Source organism: Pseudarcicella hirudinis (genome assembly GCF_900115665.1).
In the GTDB taxonomy this organism is placed as follows: domain Bacteria; phylum Bacteroidota; class Bacteroidia; order Cytophagales; family Spirosomataceae; genus Pseudarcicella; species Pseudarcicella hirudinis.
Map to the genome: position 1 here is coordinate 163,335 of NZ_FOXH01000004.1, position 17,338 is coordinate 180,672.

The window sequence follows — 17,338 nt, forward strand, 5'->3', positions numbered from 1 at the left end:
TAATTTTCATAAAAATGTCTAACAATAACTCAAACATAGCTACTCCTAAATCACAGGGTTTCTTTTTTCCGCCGGAATGGCATCCGCATGCAGCAACCTGGCTTACTTTTCCTCACAATGATGCTTCATGGCAGGGAGATAAGCTGGCAAAAATGTACCCTCAGTACTTTCAGCTGATTAAAGCTATCTCAAAAGGCGAAAAAGTTGGGCTGAATGTTAACAATGAAACACTGAAGTCATTCATTTTAAATGAATTACCAAAATATGATATTGATTTCAACCAGATAGAAATTCTGGTAAATCCGACTAACGATGCCTGGTGTCGTGATCATGGTCCGGCCTTTCTGATTAACCCGGAAACAAAGGAAAGAATGATTGTCGACTGGGGTTACAACGCCTGGGGTGGAAAATATCCTCCGTTTGATGATGATAATCGTCTGTCTTCAAAAATTGCAGCATATCGTGGACTGAAAACGGTAACGCCCGGTATCATTATGGAAGGTGGTTCTGTAGAATTTAACGGGGCAGGAACTATACTTACCAGCAGAGAATGTCTGTTAAATGAAAACAGAAATCCACATCTTACGCAGGCACAGATAGAGCAATATCTGTTTGATTTTTATGGTGCAGAACAGATTCTTTGGGTGAACGACGGAATTGTCGGAGATGATACGGACGGACATATCGATGATACTGTTCGTTTTGTCAATGAAGATACTGTTATTACAATGGTTGAACCGGATAAAGCGGATGACAACCATGAAATTCTGGAGGAAAACCTTCAATTGCTGAAAGGAATGCGCCTTTTGAATGGCAAACAGTTGAACATTGTTGAAATTAATATGCCGGAACCTGTTATTATCGATGATTTCAGAGGCCCGGCTTCCTATGCCAATTTCCTGATTTGTAACGCCGGAGTACTTGTACCTACCTTCCAATGTAAAAATGATGATCTGGCATTGGATACTTTATCCCAAATCTTCAAAGACAGACCAGTAATCGGTCTGGATTCTACTGATATCATTTGGGGACAGGGTAGTTTTCATTGCCTTAGCCAACAAGAACCCAGTGTTTAATACTTTCGGTTTATTCCGTATGAAAAAAATCATTTTCAAAGTTCTTCCTGCATTATTTCTGACGTTTGGGTTGTTTTCCTGTAAAACAGCTCAAACGTCGGTAAGTAACCAGCAGAGCGAAAAAATTAATCTCATCAAAACCGCTCAAATGCAGGTTAAATCTCTTCAGGCAACAGACCTGCAGGAAGACCTGAGTTTTGCAGATGAACTTACACTCGCTTATTCCATGACTGTGGTAAATGAAAATAACCTTGTTACACAAACAGTCAATGGTTCATGGGGTGTTCAAAAAGTGAAGAAAAAGCAATTAATTACTGAAAACGAATTCAAGCCAATCGAAATTATCATTCCTGAAAAAAGTAAACTGCTGACTTCCGTCGTGCTTGTAGAAGTGGATAATTACGAGAAAGCCAAAAAGACTGTTGCTCAGATCAATGAGTTGGGAGGTTTAGCACAGATTCCCGCTACATTGATTGAACTGGGAAGTATGGATACTCCCTTGTCACTTATTTTGCTGGGTTTGAAAGCGACAGGTACAGGCCTGAAAATAATTGATCACTTTGATAAGGATGATGTTTTAGGACAAAATACATTTACTTTGACTCAGGAAGACCTGAAAAAAGGTCAAACGCTTTACAGTATTCCGCTTACCTTTAAAGGAGGAAAGACTTTTGTAAACACGTATCATTACGACTTAGCTTATCTGCTAAAAATCAGTTTGTTACCACAGAAAAACTAACATAAATCTGTTGTTTTTTCACTTACATAAAAGATGAAAAGCAGATTATGAACGCATTAAGTATGTCATCCTAATGAGGTTTTCACGCATTTTCTTTGTATTTTTGAAATTATATGCAATAACTTGACCGTTAAATCAGTTTTAATCTCAAGCCCCTTTGCAGAACAATTAACAGGGATTTTACCCAATGTAAAAACCTGTTCAGGAATATTTCTTATAGTCTGATTAGTTAATGCAGGTTAATTTGGAATGATTTTCCGTAGAATTAACCATCGTTGTGGGTTGCTGGGAGAGATAAATTTGGATACATCTATGCGTTGATGAACTGAGTTTGACCCTGACACTAATACACAAAAAATGCCCAAGATGCTTAAAGTTATAGTAAAATTAGTTTTGTTTACTGTCTTTTTAATTGCTTCAGTATTTCAAATAAAGGCACAAACAGAACCTTTCGCCGTAAAAATCGGGAACAGAGCCATTTCTTCAGAAGAACTTTCACAATCTTACCGTAAACTGGTACAGAGTGATAGTGTCAATAAAAATAATCAAAAGGATTTCCTTACAAACTTTGTTAATTTCAAGCTGAAAATCTTCGCTGCCGAACGGGCAGGGAAAGATACTACACTGGCCTTTCGGGAGGAACTTAATACTTACAAAAAAGAATTGGCTCTTCCTTTCCTGACAGACAAGGCTACGATCGACAAACTTGTGGCAGAAGCATATGAACGTATGCGTGAGGAAGTTAACGTTTCCCAGATTCTGATTAAAGTACCTAAAAATGCCAGTCCTGCGGATACGATGGCAGCTTATGACCAGATCAAAACTTTAAGGATGAGAATCATCAGAGGGGAAACTTTTGAACAGATCGCCAAAGAAAATTCTCAGGACACTCAAACCGCCGGAAAAGGTGGAAATCTTGGCTATATTTCAAGTCTTAAATACACTTATGCCTTTGAAAATGCCTGCTATCTCACTCCTAAAGGTGAAGTTTCAATGCCTTTTCGCACCGATGCAGGATATCATCTTGTTAAGGTAAACGACCGTCGTACCAATCGCGGAAAAGTTCGGCTGGCTTACATTCTGATTTCCGCAGGCCCTAAAGCTACCGAAGCCGAAAAGGAAGCTGCCAAAAAGAAAATTGATGAAGCTTATAAGTACCTGAAAGAAGGGGAATCATTCGAGGGCGTCTGCCGGGTTTATTCAGATGATGTAAATTCTAAATCCAGAGGCGGAGAACTTAAACGCTGGTATTTTGCTTCTGACCTGGAAGATGCACTGGCTGACGTGGTTTTCAACTTAAGAAACAACGGAGATTACTCTGCTCCTGTTCAAACTGTTCTGGGTTGGCATATTTTCAGACTGATTGATAAAAAAGCTTTCATGAAGTTTGAAGAAATGGCTTCTTTCATCAGACAGAAAGTGCTGGCTGATCCCAACAGAAGTGGTATTGCCAAATCAACTTTGGTAAAAAGACTCAAAAAAGAAAACAATTTTATCGAGTTTGAATCCGTAAGACAGGAAGCATTGGATAATTTCACAAAAGACCGTAGCGGAAATGAAGAATTCCTTGCCAAAACCTTGTTTACGATCAATCAGAAGCCTTCTACCGTAAAAGAATTTTATAATTACGTATTGGCCGAACAAAAAAAATATCAGCGCATTTCAGGAAGTGTACCGCTTTATTCCTCAAAAGACTGGTACAATTTATTCGCTGAAAATCAGAACATTAATTACGAAGAACAAAACCTGGAAGTAAAAAGACCGGATTTTAAAGACCAGATTCAGGAATACCGGGAAGGAATTCTTTACCTGAATGTAATGGAAGACAATGTGATTGCCAAATCACTTGATTCTCTGAACCAATACAAATACTTCAAAGAACATTCCGGAGAATATCAATATACCAACCGTATTCTTGCCAAGGTAATCACCAGCGACCGTAAGCCCACTTTAGAACAGGCGAAATTAGTGCTGGCCAAATCACCTTATCCCCTGAACCGCCGTTTCCCGGATGTTCATTTTCCGAAAGATGATGCCGGAATTTCTGAAGAAACCAAAAAAGCACTTTATGAATTAGTAGTGGTAATGACCAAAAACATTGACTACAGTGTTGAGATCTCCGGGCATAGCGATGCAGATGAAAAAAGCAATATCTCTGCTGACCGTGCCAGAAATATTGTTAATTACCTCATTAACAAAGGTATTCAGGCAACCAGAATTATCGAAAAAGACGAAGGAAATTACAAAAATGCTTCAAAAACAGATAAGACGAAAAACCAAAGAGTTTCTGTAAAATTCATGTCAGACTCTATGGAAGATGTAGTAAAACGTTTCAATGCCATCAAACCGGGAAGCCTGACAGCAGAGGAGAAGTTCTTCAAAAAAGGAGAAAATGAATATACAGATGAAGCCACCTGGGCCATTGGTCAGCAGTCTTTCGATCACAAAGGCCGAAGCGTCTGGATTGATGTCAGAAAAGTAGAAGAAGCCCGTGCAAAAACATTCACAGAGGCGCGCGGAACAGTAATTAATGACATGCAGAAAAACCTTGAGGCAAACTGGATTAATCAGCTGCGCCAGCAATATCCTGTACAGATTAATGAGGAGGAAGTCCGGAAAATTATAAATTAATAACATTTTGAGCCACGATTCAACACCGTGGCTCTCATTTTTTAGTGATTTAACAATTTTTAACGATAAAGTAATACTCGGAAAGATTTTAAAAATCGTTAATTTTGTGAAAGATAAAATTTCAATTGATGAAAAAAAATAAATTAATATTCTTAGTATTTCTTACCTTTCTGGCACAAAATCTTTGGGCACAAAATATTGTTCTTGACAAGATTATTGCCAAAGTTGATAACCACTATATTCTTAAATCCGACCTTGAAACGCAATATCAGCAATATGTTACAAGCGGACAGAATAATACCCCTTCCCGCTGCCAGATTTTAGAAAACCTGGTCATCAATAAATTAATGCTTGCCAAGTCTGAAATTGACTCCGTTATTGTAGAAGATAAACGTATTGATGCCGAACTGAATGCCCGTATGGAGCAAATGGAACAACAGTTCGGTTCAGCTAAAAATATTGTGGAAGCTTATGGAAAAAGCATTCCGAGCCTGAAAGAAGAGCTTCGTCTTTCTCTGAAAGAACAATTGACTGCCCGTAAGATGCAGGATAAAATCACCAATGATGTAAAAATCACGCCAAGTGAAGTAAAAAGATTCTTTGAATCGATTCCGAAAGACAGCTTACCATACCTTCCTTCAGAGGTTGAAGTCGGACATATTGTTCGTCTGGCGCAGCCAACCAGACCTCAGAAAGATGAGTTAATCAATAAATTGCTTGATTACAAGAAAAGGGTATTAAAAGGGGAAGATTTCGCAGAATTGGCAAAACTTCATTCTGAAGATTTAGGTTCCGGAAAAAGAGGCGGAGATTTAGGTTTTGCCAAACGTGGTCAGATGGTGGCTCCTTTTGAAGCAGCAGCGTTGAAATTGAAACCAAACGAAATCTCTGACGTTATTGAATCAGAATTCGGTTTCCACCTTATTCAGCTACTTGAAATCAGAGGGCAGGAATATCATGCAAGACATATCCTGTTACGCCCTGACTACCAAAAACTTGATGCCAGTATTGCAACACATTTCCTTGACAGTATCAGGGTTTTAATCCAACGGGATTCTATTAAATTTGAAAAAGCAGCAAAGCTTTATTCAGAAGATAAAGCCACACAGGATGCCGGAGGGATGTTAAGCGATCCACAGACACGTTCTATTAAAATGCCTTTGGATGGCAGTATGGAATCGGGTTTGTATTTTACCCTTGACTCTATGAAAGTGGGTACAATTTCGGCTCCGATGCCATATCGTACAGAAGATGGAAGAAGTGCAGTGAGAATCATTTTTTATAAAACAAAACATGCTCCGCATTTTGCCAATTTGCAGGATGATTTCCAGAAAATGGCCGCAGTTGCCCTAAACAGAAAAAGAAATTTTGCCATTGAAAAATGGTTTATGAAAGCCAAAGGTGATGTATTCATTTATATTACAGACGAATACAAAGATTGCAAGGTGTTAAAATCCGGAGAACAATAAACTTTCGCATCGGTAAGAATTTCGAAATTTTCCGGTTTAAACAATTTTTTGGCAATAAATTTGTTAGATTTACAAAGTGTCAGGTTCTCAGCCTGACACTTATAATTTATAGCGATTAACAAGTTTAAAAGAGTTTTAACCCGCTTTTAAACTTTATAATTCAAAACCTGAAATTTAAAAATATGGCTAATTACCAGTCGGATGTGGAGGCAGTAAATGCCCTTAAAGAATCTTATCAAAAATTAACTTCGGAAATTGGAAAAGTTGTAATCGGTCAGGAAGATACTATACGCCTTTTATTAACTGCTATTTTTTGTCAGGGACATTGTCTATTGGTTGGTGTACCCGGATTGGCGAAAACACTTCTTATTCAGACCATTGCAGATGCGCTGGATTTAAATTTCAACAGGATTCAGTTTACTCCCGATCTGATGCCTTCGGATATCCTGGGTTCAGAAACACTTGATCAGGAGCGTCATTTTAAATTTATCAAAGGACCAGTTTTTGCTAATATTATCCTTGCTGATGAAATTAACCGTACGCCTCCAAAAACCCAGTCTGCCTTATTGGAAGCAATGCAGGAGTATTCCGTGACCATTGCGGGCCAGAAATATCCGCTTGACCGTCCTTTTTTCGTACTTGCTACCCAGAACCCGATAGAACAGGAAGGAACCTACCCTCTTCCGGAAGCACAGCTTGACCGTTTTATGTTTATGGTAAATCTGGACTATCCTTCTTATAAGGCTGAACTTGAGATTGTGAAAAGTACTACTACAGATAAAAAGCATAAAGTTCAGAAACAGGTTTCAGGAGAAGAGATTCTGGCATTCCAGCAACTTGTCAGAAAAGTTCCGGTGGCAGACAATGTCATTGAATATGCTGTAAAACTGGTTCATAAAACCCGCCCTAATACGGAATTAGCTGATGCAGATACGAACAAATACCTTGAATGGGGAGCAGGGCCAAGGGCCTCTCAAAACCTTATTCTTGCTGCAAAATGCAATGCTTTATTGAATGGAAAATACTCTCCTGATATTGAAGATGTAAGAGCGGTAGCTCTTCCGATCCTTCGTCATAGAATTGTCCGGAACTTTAAAGCAGAAGCAGAAGGTGTTTCTGTTGAGGATATTGTGAAGAAATTAATCTGATTTTTCAGATAATGTAAAAAGCGTCGATGCTGATTTTCGAAATCAGCATCGACGCTTTTTTATTCTGGTAGTACTTCAAAAAAACGGATAGACCTTTCTCTGTAAATGCACTCTTTGTTTCTTATTTTATTCTCTCTAAACAGCTACCGGAGCTTTAATGGCAGGATGAGGATTATAGTTTTCAAGGTTGAAATCTTCAAACTTAAAGTCGAAAATACTTTTAACCTCCGGATTGATCTTCATCGTTGGTAAAGGTCTGATATCCCTTGAAAGCTGAGTATTCACTTGCTCAAGATGATTAGAATACAAATGTGTGTCTCCGCTGGTCCAGACAAAATCGCCCAGTTCAAGATCACAAACCTGTGCAATCATCATCGTTAACAAAGCATATGAAGCGATGTTAAAAGGAACTCCTAAAAACACGTCTGAACTTCTCTGATATAGCTGGCAGGAAAGTTTGTTATCTGCCACATAAAACTGAAATAAAGCATGACAAGGCATCAGAGCCATTTCAGATAAATCTGCGACGTTCCAGGCACTGACAATGATTCTGCGGGAATCAGGACTTTTTTTCAGGGTTTCAATAACTTCTGACAACTGGTCTATTACTTTGCCATTGGGTGCTGTCCAGCTTCTCCATTGTTTTCCGTAAACAGGTCCGAGATTTCCATTCTCATCAGCCCACTCATCCCAAATCGAGACTCCATTATCCTTCAGATATTTTGTATTGGTTTCTCCTTTGATAAACCAGAGTAATTCGTGGATAATAGACTTCAGGTGTACTTTTTTGGTAGTTACCAGAGGAAATCCGTCCTGAAGGTTAAAACGCATCTGATAGCCAAATACACTAAGCGTTCCTGTCCCCGTACGGTCAGTCTTCTGAGCGCCTGTATCTAAAATGTGTTTTAATAAGTCGTGATATTGCTGCATATATAATCAGGTATTTCAAATTCGGCTCGCAAGTTACGAAGGAATAAAGGGATTTCATGACCGTATTATACAAAAATACCACGAATCTTTTCCAGAATTGATCCGCAGTATTTCGATATATAATCTGAAAATCTTTAACCTATCAGCTATTCTGAAGAGATTCTATTCTGCAAAATCAACTTCATAAGTATGTGTAATTTCAGCAGAAGGCGTAAGTTGAGCCGTGGCAGAACAATATTTCTCCATCGATAGCTCAATCGCTTTTTCGGCCTTTGCTTCGGTAATATTTCCTTTAAACTTAAAGTGAACATTGATTTTTCTGAAAGGAGTCATTTGCGTATCTTCAATCTTAACTCTTTCTCCGCTTACAGAAATCTGTAAATCATCTACTCTCTGACGTTGTTTCTTTAAAATTAAAATAACATCAATTGCAGTACAGCCTCCCAAACCCATCAATAATAATTCCATAGGTCTTGCTCCTGCATTATGTCCGCCAATATCTGCTGCACCATCAATATGTACAGATACACCTGAAAGACCTGTTGCCTCAAAATGAAAGGCATCATCTACTCTTTTTAATTCTACTTGCATTCCTTTTTCCTTATTTTTAATAATCTGAACTTCTCCGTTTTCCCGGTCAGATCTGGTTTCTGTTTTCATAACAGGTTTTCGTTTACTTTAATTCAAACATCTGCTTTTAATCTCCAATTCAGGGACACTAACCGTGTTCTGTGTCACTCTGAACACTTGTTTACGCTCTGTGTGCCACTGAGCATGGGTTAGATTAACAGCACAAAAGTAATAAAAATACCATTACCCGTGTTCTGTGACTCACAGAACACTTTACACGCTGTTTGCCACAGAGCGTGGGTTGGATTAACAGCACAAAAGTAATAAAAATACCTTTTTCATTTTTAGAAGTTTTTTTTGATGGATGTTTAAGAACTATCTTTGTGCTTTATTTTCAAAAGGCAAAATCAAGCATGTATTATTACGACATTCAGGGAATTAAACTTACAGATCTGGCGGCCCGATTCGGCACTCCTCTGTACGTGTACGATGCGGACAAAATTATTGAAAAAATCTCAGTACTTCGTCAGTCATTTGACGGTATCAATCTGAAGATTAAATACGCCTGTAAGGCCAATACGAATATTTCTATCCTGAAACTGATGCATAAGCATGGCGTTGAAATTGACGTGGTCTCACCTCAGGAGCTTGAACTGGCATTGAAAGCCGGCTATAAAGGTGAACAGGTGACATTTACCCCAAGCGGCGTAAGTTTTGACGAAATCGAGACTGCTATTGAGGCCGGAGCGAAGATTAATCTGGACAATCTGGACGTGCTTGAGAAATTCGGACAAAAATACGGTAATTCAATAGGCTGTCTGATCCGTATCAAACCTCATGTTTTCGGAGGGGGTAATGAAAAAATCATGACAGCTCATCCGGAGTCTAAATTCGGAATATCGATTCACCAGAAAGAAGAAATTCTGGCGGTGGTTGAAAAATATAACATCAAAGTAATCGGCCTGCATCAGCACACAGGTTCTGACGTAAAAAATGCAGATTCATTTACGCAGGCTGCTTCAGCGATCCTCGATTTAGCATTTTCTTTTAAAGACCTGGAAATTATAGATTTAGGCGGTGGTTTTAAAGTAGCTTACAAAGAAGGTGATGTTGTAACAGATATGGAAGAAGTGGGTAAAGTACTTGGTGGTGCTTTCCTTGATTTTTGTGAGAAATATGGTAAGCCTTTGCAATTATGGTTTGAGCCGGGCAAGTTTCTGGTCAGTGAATCGGGGACTTTTCTTTCCACTGCAAATGTTGTAAAGAAAGATCCTGTAAAAACATTTGTCGGTATCAATTCTGGTTTAAACCACCTGATCCGTCCGATGATGTATGCTGCTTATCATGACATTTTCAATGCTTCTAACGCTGATAATTCTGTACAGGATTCATATCGGGTAGTTGGCTATATCTGTGAAACGGATACTTTCAGCTTTGATACAGAAGGGAAACCTAACGAGCGACTTATGAACAAAGTTGAAGCAGGAGATATTATTGCAATGAAAAATGCGGGAGCTTATGGTTTTACCATGTCCTCAAATTACAATGCAAGATTTAAACCTGCGGAAGTAATGGTTTATGAAGGAAAAGCTCATTTAATTCGTAAAAGAGAAACAATGGAAGATATTCTGAGAAATCAGGTTGAGATAGAACTTTAATTTTCCATTCTAAAAAAGACCTGTCCGAATGACCGAAAGGCAACTCAGACAGGTCTTTTTATGTTTTGATTTCAGAGATTAATACAAAACCCAGGTATCTTTAGAACCTCCTCCCTGTGAGGAATTTACCACTAAAGAACCTCTCCGAAGTGCAACCCTTGTTAAGCCGCCCGGAATTACCTGTACGCCATTACCATAGAGAATGTAAGGACGTAAGTCAACATGTCGCCCTTCTGCTTTATCATCGATCAGGCAAGGAACTCTCGACAAGGAAATTGTTGGCTGGGCGATATAGTTACGAGGATTATCTTTAATTCTTTGTTTGAACATAGACTGCTCCTCTTTTGTGGATTTTGGTCCGATCAGCATACCATATCCTCCTGCTTCATTGGCTTCTTTTACTACCAGTTTCTCTATGTTTTCCAATACATATTTACAATCGTCCTCTTCTCCGCAGATATAGGTCTGGACGTTGGGTATTATCGGATCCTCCCCAAGATAGTACTTGATGATTCTTGGTACATAAGCATAAATAACCTTGTCATCCGCCACACCTGAGCCCGGCGCATTAGCAAGAGCAACCCTTCCCTTTTTAAATACCTCGAAAATTCCCGGAATTCCGATTAATGAATGTGGATTAAAAGTACGGGGATCCATAAAAACATCATCAATCCGGCGATAAATTACATCCACCACCTGAAAACCTTTGGTTGTTCTCATTTTTACATATCCATCCTGTACCACTAAATCACGGGCATCAACTAATTCAACACCCATTTGCTGAGCAAGATAAGAATGTTCAAAATAAGCTGAATTATAAATACCCGGTGTAAGTACACATACTGTAGGATCGGGTCTGTCGGTAATAAACTGGAGCATCTGCAAAAGACGGGTCGGGTAATCAGAGATAGAACGAACCCTTGTTTTGGCAATTACTTCCGGAAAAGTCTGTTTCAAAAGTTCACGGTTCTCTAACATGTATGACACCCCTGAAGGACAACGTAAATTATCTTCTAAAACCATAAAACGGCCATCATCTCCTTTAATAAGATCTGTTCCGGTAATATGTATCCAGATTCCCTTCGGAGGGTTTAAACCAATACAAGGTTTTAAAAAATTCTTGGAAGATTCTATCAATTCTCTGGGAATGATACCGTCGCGCAGAATTTTCTGATCATGGTAAATATCATCCAAAAACATATTTAAAGCCGTAATCCGCTGAATCAGACCTTTTTCCGTTCTATCCCATTCATCAGATTCCACGATTCTGGGAATGATGTCAATCGGCATAATCCTTTCAGTACCTTCATTTTCAGAATAGACATTAAAAGTAATTCCCATAGCCATCAACGCCCTTTCGGCAGCCTGATGACGGCGGACAAATTCCTCTTTGGTAAGTTGCTCTACTCTTTCCTTGAAAACCTCATAACCCATCCTGGTGCCACCATGGGCATCAAACATTTCATCAAAAAAACCTTCGGTTTGATAATCGCTAAAAGAAAACTTCATAGGCCTTGTTTATGGTTATGTGGGTTTATTGAATGTCTGATCTATCAGATTGTTTAAATTCTCCTCAGAAATCAAAAAAGTGATTAATGCTTCCTGACGAATCTAAGTCAATATTGATGTTCCGTGAAATACAATTTAATAAAATTATCTTTTGTTTCAAAAACATTTTTCAGTATAAAATTCTGAAACATTTGACAGATATAACTTTTCTTGACTCAAACCAGATAATTCCAAGATATTTTTCCGGAAAATAAGTACAAATACTCAGGTATTAATTTTAACTTTTATGCTAAAACAGGTACTATTGTTTTTTGAGAGCCAGTGTTCTCCACAAATAAAAAACCGTGTAAGCTTCCCAGTTTTTAAAACCGGCAAAAAAGATATTCAATTCTTCTTTGGAAGGTCTTTTCGGGAAACCTTTCTGTTGCGCCAAAGCGTTATACAGGCCAACATCGCCATAGGTTATACATTCCAGCCGCTTCAGAGATTTCATCATAGCGTAATTAGCAGTCCACTCTCCTATCCCTCTGATCTTTACCAAATGAGCAATTGCCTCTTGCGTAGATAGATTTTGAAGAATTTCTTTTGAAACCTGCCCGTTTGCAAACTTTCCTGCAATTTCAATAATGTATTCGGCTTTCTTTCCGGAAAACTGCATAGGCAGCAGATCCTCTGCAGCAATACGCATCAGATCTTCAGGTTTTGGAAAAAGATAATATTCAGCCCCTTCGTAAGTCAGCATTTTACCATAGGTTTCAGTCAGTCTTCTTTTCAATTTATAAGCAAAAGTCAGGTTAATCTGCTGCCCGATAATCGACCAGCATAAGGCTTCGAACAAATCAGGAATGGCAATCATTCTTAAACCATAAAAATCTGTGGTCATGTAAGCCAGTTCTTTATCCTTTTTCAACAGTTCATAAAAAGGTTCAATATTCCGGCTCATATCGAGCCATTCTTCTACAAACTGAACTATTGGCTCTTCCGGACCTTTTCCGAATAATACTTCCACTTTTAAACCTGCTTCATTTTCAGAAATTTCAATCAAAACAGGTTCATTTTCAATTTCAAGCAACTTCCGCACTCCTTGTTTACTTACTTTATGCATACAGTCATCGAAATTTCTATCAAGGAACCATAAACATTCCTGAAAACTAAAATAAGGGGGAAGGGGTATCCGGATCAGCATTTTTAAATAATTAGAAACAAAGTTTGAGACGTAGGGATATGAGATGCAAAATAAAGAATAGTTTTTAATGAAAAAATCCGGAAATTGCGTTCTCTAAAACTTCGGACAACTATTTCAGATGAGCGGGATACCTCAAGAATTTACGGCATACTACGAATCTCCTGTCGGGACACTCGAAATCTCAGGAACTGAGGAATATTTAACTTCCATTTTATTTGTAGAAGCCCAAAAACGCCCGAGTCCAAAGTTCAGACCTTCTGAATTTGTGCCGGAAGTTGTAAAAGTCTGCATTCAGCAGCTTAAGGAATATTTTGCCGGAAACAGAAAGGATTTTGATCTGATTTTCAAGCACAAAGGCACAGATTTTCAAGTCCTTGTATGGCATACTCTGGAAACAATTCCCTATGGAAAAACCATCTCTTATCTCGAACTTTCCAGAAGAATCGGGAATGAGAAAGCCATCAGAGCGGTTGGCACGACCAATGGTAATAACAAATTTACGATTGTGGTACCTTGCCACAGAGTGATAGGCTCAAATGGCTCATTAGTTGGTTATGGAGGAGATTTATGGAGAAAAAAATGGCTTTTGGAACACGAATTAAAATACTCAGGAGGTTTCCAAACGAAGATGTTTGAGTAATCCTCTGAACTTTATGAACCATTTCTTTACCTTCCGCAAATCTGACGATAATCGCAATATTCACACATTTTGATATCATGGGTTCTTAGAAACGGTTTTCCTGGGTCAAGAAGTTCTTCCACAAAAGCAGTTATTTCCCGTTCGGAATCTCCAATAAAATCAGCCACACTTTCATCCTCCCTGAATTTCACGTCCTGAACCATAAAACCACTGTCTATATTCCTGAAAGAATAAATTCCGGCCGCCACCTGATTTGTGATTGTTTCCAAAGGAATTTCCTTGATTTTTAACCCCTCCACCGACAGCATTCGTTTCAGCGTCATATATTTATAAAGCCAGAGCTGCCGGTATTTACTTTTGTCTGCCTCATTCAGTGCCTCGGAAACCGTCTGTCCACCGGTAGCTTTCAAATCATTCGGAACCACTTTTCCGGTTTTATAATCAATTACCCGGATTGTATGCTGGTTAATCCGGTCTATTCTATCTATTCTTCCGGCAATTTTCACCGGTAATTTTCTTCCTGAAACTGTTGCCTCAAAAGTAGCAGAAATGGTTCTTTCTGTATCAAGTAATTCAACAGGAAACGACTCATTTTCAACCTGATAATTCAGAAATTTCCGGAGAATTGTTTCTCCGATCTGGTACATGACAAAATTACTTCCTTCTTCGGTATTCAACCCGCGGTTTGTTTCCTGAAAAGCTGCTTTGAGGTAATCATCAAGCTTGTCCAAAACCTGAAGGATATCTGTTTTCTCAATAAACCGATCTTTGGCCACTAACTCTTTATCTATATTCTCCAGCGTTTTGTGAATCCAGTTTCCAAATGAATCTGCTTCAATTTTCTCAGAAATTTCATCAGTCTGTTCAATTCCGGCGACTTTTGAGAAATAATACCTTAAAGAACATTCAACAAACTGATTGAGATGAGAAGGATAAATGCCTTTTTCTGAAATCTGCTTTTCAATTAAACTAATAATTTCAGGCGTTTTCTGAATAACAAAATCCTCCGTTTCAGCTAAAACATTATCGTCGGTATGGAAAACTATATTGGGATGAGAAATATTTAAATTTTTATTCAGTTTTGCCAATTCATGTTCAATCTGCAAAATAAAGCGGCTTTTTTCTCCGGCACCATAAGTATCAGATGGCAATATATGAAGTAATGAAACCTCTTTTGCTCTCTGCAAAAGCCGGAAAAAATGATAAGCCATTACCGCATCTGCATGATTATGCGTAGGTAACCCAAACTCCTCAAAAGCTTCGAAAGGGATTAGCGAGTTTTGTTTTTTCCCGGTAGGTAAAACCCCTTCATTTACTGACAAAATGATCAATCTGTCAAAATCCAGGGTTCTGGTTTCCAGCATTCCCATAATCTGAAGACTTTGATCTGTCTCTCCGCTAAAAGGGATCTTAGTCTGCTTAATCAATTCATAAAGGAAAGTTTTAAAACTTTTAAGGGTAATTCTGTCACCTCTTTGTTCTACAATACTTTCCAGACGCTGTAAAATCAGAAAAAACTGGTACAGATATTCCGTTTCAATTGCATTTTGATTTTCACTGTAAACTTCCCTCAGTAAATCAATCAGCTCATAAAGACATTTTATGGCTTTTTTAGGGGAATTATTCCAGGAACTGAACAAAATCCGGAATAACTCAGCATTATTTCCCAATTCCTGGAGCTCTTCAGCACTCAGAAAAACCTTATTCCAGGCAATGATTGTCGTTAAAGTCTTCCTGATCGGGTTTTCTTGCTTCTGGCTATTAACCGGCGTTTTTGCAAAATTCAATAACTCATATCTCCTGATAAAAGGATGGTTAAGTACTTTGACAACATGCCTGTGAGAAAACTTTGGAATTTTAAAGGTTTTGCCCTCTTCTGTCTTAAATTCAACCAGATTTCTGTGCATTTCAAACAGGATATCGACAAGGGTAAAAAGCATAGAGCTTTTAAGAGATAAACCCATCGTGATGTTAAAGTCTGATACAGCATTTTCCAGCGAATTCATAACCGGAACTAAGAGATTTTCATCTCCCAGCACAATAGCAGTCAACCCATCATCGCTTTTACAGGGTCCATAAAGATGTCCTGCTACTTTCGCCTGAACACTCGCATTCGACACCCCTATGATCTGAATCTTTTTCTCAGAAGTAAGTAACTCATTCCCGTTCCATTTCCATTCTCCGAAAGTCCCCTCTTCTTTATATTTTCTGAGCCAGTCTCCTGCTTTCTGTTCTTTGGTTTTCAGATAATAATCATCAGAATCCCAAAGAGTTTCTGCTCTTTCCGGATTTTTCGTTAATCCTTTAAAAATCTGTTCCTCCGCAGTACTGAGAGCATTAAAGCCAAGAATGTAATATTTCTGATATAAATTCTTGTCAATCAGGTACTCGTCAACATTTTCGGCAAGCCTGCGATACGCCATTCCGCGGTAAACTAATCCTTTTTCAGTCAGCCTGATTTTCAGGTTTTCATATACATTTCCGATATTTTCAAACAATTTGAAATACCTGTCTGCCCGATCTGTTTTCCTGAAATACTGCTGCTGAGATTCCCCCAGCTGCAATTGCCAGCGTTCAATCGCCTTCGCTTCTGACATATAGCTCAGCAAAGCTTTTGCTTCTACCAGGTACTGGTCAATTTTATCAAAATCATTGAGCAAAGTTGGCGCCCAGGTCATAAAACGCTCAAACTGAATATTGGGATCTATTTCCTTAAAAACATCATGCAGTTCAAAAAGCAGTGAAACCTGATCGATTTGCTTAACTCCGGTTACCTGATTTACGAAATCATCAATTGCCAGTACGTCCGGTGCCAGAAAAGGTTTTTCAGTTTTATATTTTTGAGAAGAAACCAGCGCTTTCTTAAAGTACAAAGCCCCCCTTCTGGTAGGAATAATGATACAGAGCCGACTCAGATTTTTGAATCCATGCTTTTCTAAAATATAATCAGCGGCCTCCTGGAGAAATGTTTGCATGGTATTTTTATATAATTCCAACGATTCTATATGACCTAAATTCACACAACTACACTCCTTGCCAAGGTGGTTCATGAACACATCTATGTGCCCTATATGCCTATGTGGTTACAAGGATTTCAAGTAAAGAACGAAACACCAGCCACAACAGTTAATGCACCCTGTCCCCTCTTAATTCAAGGCTGTTAATTACTTCTGCTTCAATCTCAAGCCATTCTGCCCATCTTTTTTTCACATGTTCAGCAGGCATATATTCTCTGGCAAGGTCGATAAAATTAACATAATGCCCTGCTTCAGAAATCATTAATTCATGGTAAAAATCTCTTAAACTTTCATCTGATATCTCCTGAGACAATAACCTGAAACGCTCACAGCTTCTGGCTTCAATAAGAGCATTCATAAAGAGTTTTTCAGTCAGCTGTTCATTTACCGAACCTCCTCTTTTCATTTTGGCATAAAGCTGGTGGACATATTCATCTTTCCGCTGTTTGCCAAGCGTAAATCCTCGTTTATCCAACTCTTTAATAACCATTCTGAAATGCGCCCATTCTTCTGCTACCACTGGCATAAGTACTTCTCTCAATTTCTCTTTTTCAGGAAACTGAATAATCAGAGAAATGCAGGAAGAAGCAGCTTTTTGCTCGCAATAGGCATGATCTACAAGAATTTCTTCAATATTCTTCTCTGCAATATTGACCCATCGGGGATCTGTAGGAAGTTTTAAACCCAACATCTTTATTATATTTTTCAGAGAGACCCAATAGATTCAGATCCACCGAAAGTCTGTCTCTTGTTTTCAAACGCTAA

13 protein-coding genes are annotated in these 17,338 nt (G+C 38.5%); 7 read left to right on the top strand and 6 right to left on the bottom strand.

Annotated elements, in window-relative coordinates; translation table 11 throughout:
- Positions 1-14 precede the first annotated feature (14 nt).
- From BM179_RS08775 to BM179_RS08795, 5 genes are all read left to right on the top strand, one after another.
- Complete coding sequence (locus tag BM179_RS08775) at positions 15-1,076, top strand: agmatine deiminase family protein (protein ID WP_092015414.1); 1,062 nt, start codon at positions 15-17, stop codon at positions 1,074-1,076.
- A 19-nt stretch (positions 1,077-1,095) separates the two neighbouring features.
- Positions 1,096-1,815 (top strand): hypothetical protein, encoded by a 720-nt coding sequence (locus tag BM179_RS08780; RefSeq protein ID WP_143095184.1) that lies wholly within the window; start codon positions 1,096-1,098, stop codon positions 1,813-1,815.
- A 366-nt stretch (positions 1,816-2,181) separates the two neighbouring features.
- Complete coding sequence (locus BM179_RS08785) at positions 2,182-4,446, top strand: peptidylprolyl isomerase (protein WP_177219342.1); 2,265 nt, start codon at positions 2,182-2,184, stop codon at positions 4,444-4,446.
- 128 nt (positions 4,447-4,574) lie between these two features.
- Positions 4,575-5,915 (top strand): peptidylprolyl isomerase, encoded by a 1,341-nt coding sequence (locus tag BM179_RS08790; protein ID WP_092015421.1) that lies wholly within the window; start codon positions 4,575-4,577, stop codon positions 5,913-5,915.
- A 182-nt stretch (positions 5,916-6,097) separates the two neighbouring features.
- Positions 6,098-7,063, top strand: a complete 966-nt coding sequence (locus BM179_RS08795; RefSeq protein ID WP_092015424.1) for an AAA family ATPase — start codon at positions 6,098-6,100, stop codon at positions 7,061-7,063.
- A gap of 135 nt (positions 7,064-7,198) precedes the next feature.
- Here the strand turns inward: BM179_RS08795 and BM179_RS08800 are convergent, their stop codons facing one another.
- A complete protein-coding gene (locus tag BM179_RS08800; RefSeq protein ID WP_092015427.1) occupies positions 7,199-7,993 on the bottom strand; it encodes a thymidylate synthase in 795 nt (264 codons plus the stop codon).
- A gap of 162 nt (positions 7,994-8,155) precedes the next feature.
- Positions 8,156-8,584 carry an OsmC family protein gene (locus BM179_RS08805; protein WP_092016177.1) on the bottom strand — a complete coding sequence of 143 codons (429 nt, stop codon included), beginning with the start codon at positions 8,582-8,584 and terminating at the stop codon, positions 8,156-8,158.
- A gap of 392 nt (positions 8,585-8,976) precedes the next feature.
- On the opposite strand from BM179_RS08805, the gene lysA reads away from it, so the two are divergent.
- Positions 8,977-10,221, top strand: a complete 1,245-nt coding sequence (gene lysA / locus BM179_RS08810) for a diaminopimelate decarboxylase (RefSeq protein ID WP_092016180.1) — start codon at positions 8,977-8,979, stop codon at positions 10,219-10,221.
- A gap of 78 nt (positions 10,222-10,299) precedes the next feature.
- Here the strand turns inward: lysA and BM179_RS08815 are convergent, their stop codons facing one another.
- Complete coding sequence (locus BM179_RS08815) at positions 10,300-11,730, bottom strand: circularly permuted type 2 ATP-grasp protein (RefSeq protein ID WP_092015431.1); 1,431 nt, start codon at positions 11,728-11,730, stop codon at positions 10,300-10,302.
- A 301-nt stretch (positions 11,731-12,031) separates the two neighbouring features.
- A complete protein-coding gene (locus tag BM179_RS08820; protein WP_177219343.1) occupies positions 12,032-12,835 on the bottom strand; it encodes a DNA-3-methyladenine glycosylase family protein in 804 nt (267 codons plus the stop codon).
- A 199-nt stretch (positions 12,836-13,034) separates the two neighbouring features.
- On the opposite strand from BM179_RS08820, the gene BM179_RS08825 reads away from it, so the two are divergent.
- Positions 13,035-13,556: a methylated-DNA--[protein]-cysteine S-methyltransferase gene (locus BM179_RS08825; RefSeq protein WP_092015437.1), complete on the top strand. Its 522-nt coding sequence runs from the start codon at positions 13,035-13,037 to the stop codon at positions 13,554-13,556.
- 26 nt (positions 13,557-13,582) lie between these two features.
- Here the strand turns inward: BM179_RS08825 and BM179_RS08830 are convergent, their stop codons facing one another.
- Positions 13,583-16,531, bottom strand: coding sequence for a PD-(D/E)XK nuclease family protein (locus BM179_RS08830; protein WP_177219344.1), 2,949 nt, complete (start codon positions 16,529-16,531; stop codon positions 13,583-13,585).
- 151 nt (positions 16,532-16,682) lie between these two features.
- Positions 16,683-17,264: a MiaE family protein gene (locus tag BM179_RS08835; RefSeq protein ID WP_092015443.1), complete on the bottom strand. Its 582-nt coding sequence runs from the start codon at positions 17,262-17,264 to the stop codon at positions 16,683-16,685.
- Positions 17,265-17,338: the final 74 nt, after the last annotated feature.

Excerpts from the sequence above, each read along its gene's own strand:
- BM179_RS08775 (WP_092015414.1), top strand. The coding sequence starts at position 15 with ATGTCTAACAATAACTCAAACATAGCTACTCCTAAATCACAGGGTTTC.
- BM179_RS08780 (WP_143095184.1), top strand. The coding sequence starts at position 1,096 with ATGAAAAAAATCATTTTCAAAGTTCTTCCTGCATTATTTCTGACGTTT.
- BM179_RS08785 (WP_177219342.1), top strand. The coding sequence starts at position 2,182 with ATGCTTAAAGTTATAGTAAAATTAGTTTTGTTTACTGTCTTTTTAATT.
- BM179_RS08790 (WP_092015421.1), top strand. The coding sequence starts at position 4,575 with ATGAAAAAAAATAAATTAATATTCTTAGTATTTCTTACCTTTCTGGCA.
- BM179_RS08795 (WP_092015424.1), top strand. The coding sequence starts at position 6,098 with ATGGCTAATTACCAGTCGGATGTGGAGGCAGTAAATGCCCTTAAAGAA.
- BM179_RS08800 (WP_092015427.1), bottom strand. The coding sequence starts at position 7,993 with ATGCAGCAATATCACGACTTATTAAAACACATTTTAGATACAGGCGCT.
- BM179_RS08805 (WP_092016177.1), bottom strand. The coding sequence starts at position 8,584 with ATGCAAGTAGAATTAAAAAGAGTAGATGATGCCTTTCATTTTGAGGCA.
- lysA (WP_092016180.1), top strand. The coding sequence starts at position 8,977 with ATGTATTATTACGACATTCAGGGAATTAAACTTACAGATCTGGCGGCC.
- BM179_RS08815 (WP_092015431.1), bottom strand. The coding sequence starts at position 11,730 with ATGAAGTTTTCTTTTAGCGATTATCAAACCGAAGGTTTTTTTGATGAA.
- BM179_RS08820 (WP_177219343.1), bottom strand. The coding sequence starts at position 12,835 with ATGCATAAAGTAAGTAAACAAGGAGTGCGGAAGTTGCTTGAAATTGAA.
- BM179_RS08825 (WP_092015437.1), top strand. The coding sequence starts at position 13,035 with ATGAGCGGGATACCTCAAGAATTTACGGCATACTACGAATCTCCTGTC.
- BM179_RS08830 (WP_177219344.1), bottom strand. The coding sequence starts at position 16,531 with ATGCAAACATTTCTCCAGGAGGCCGCTGATTATATTTTAGAAAAGCAT.
- BM179_RS08835 (WP_092015443.1), bottom strand. The coding sequence starts at position 17,264 with ATGTTGGGTTTAAAACTTCCTACAGATCCCCGATGGGTCAATATTGCA.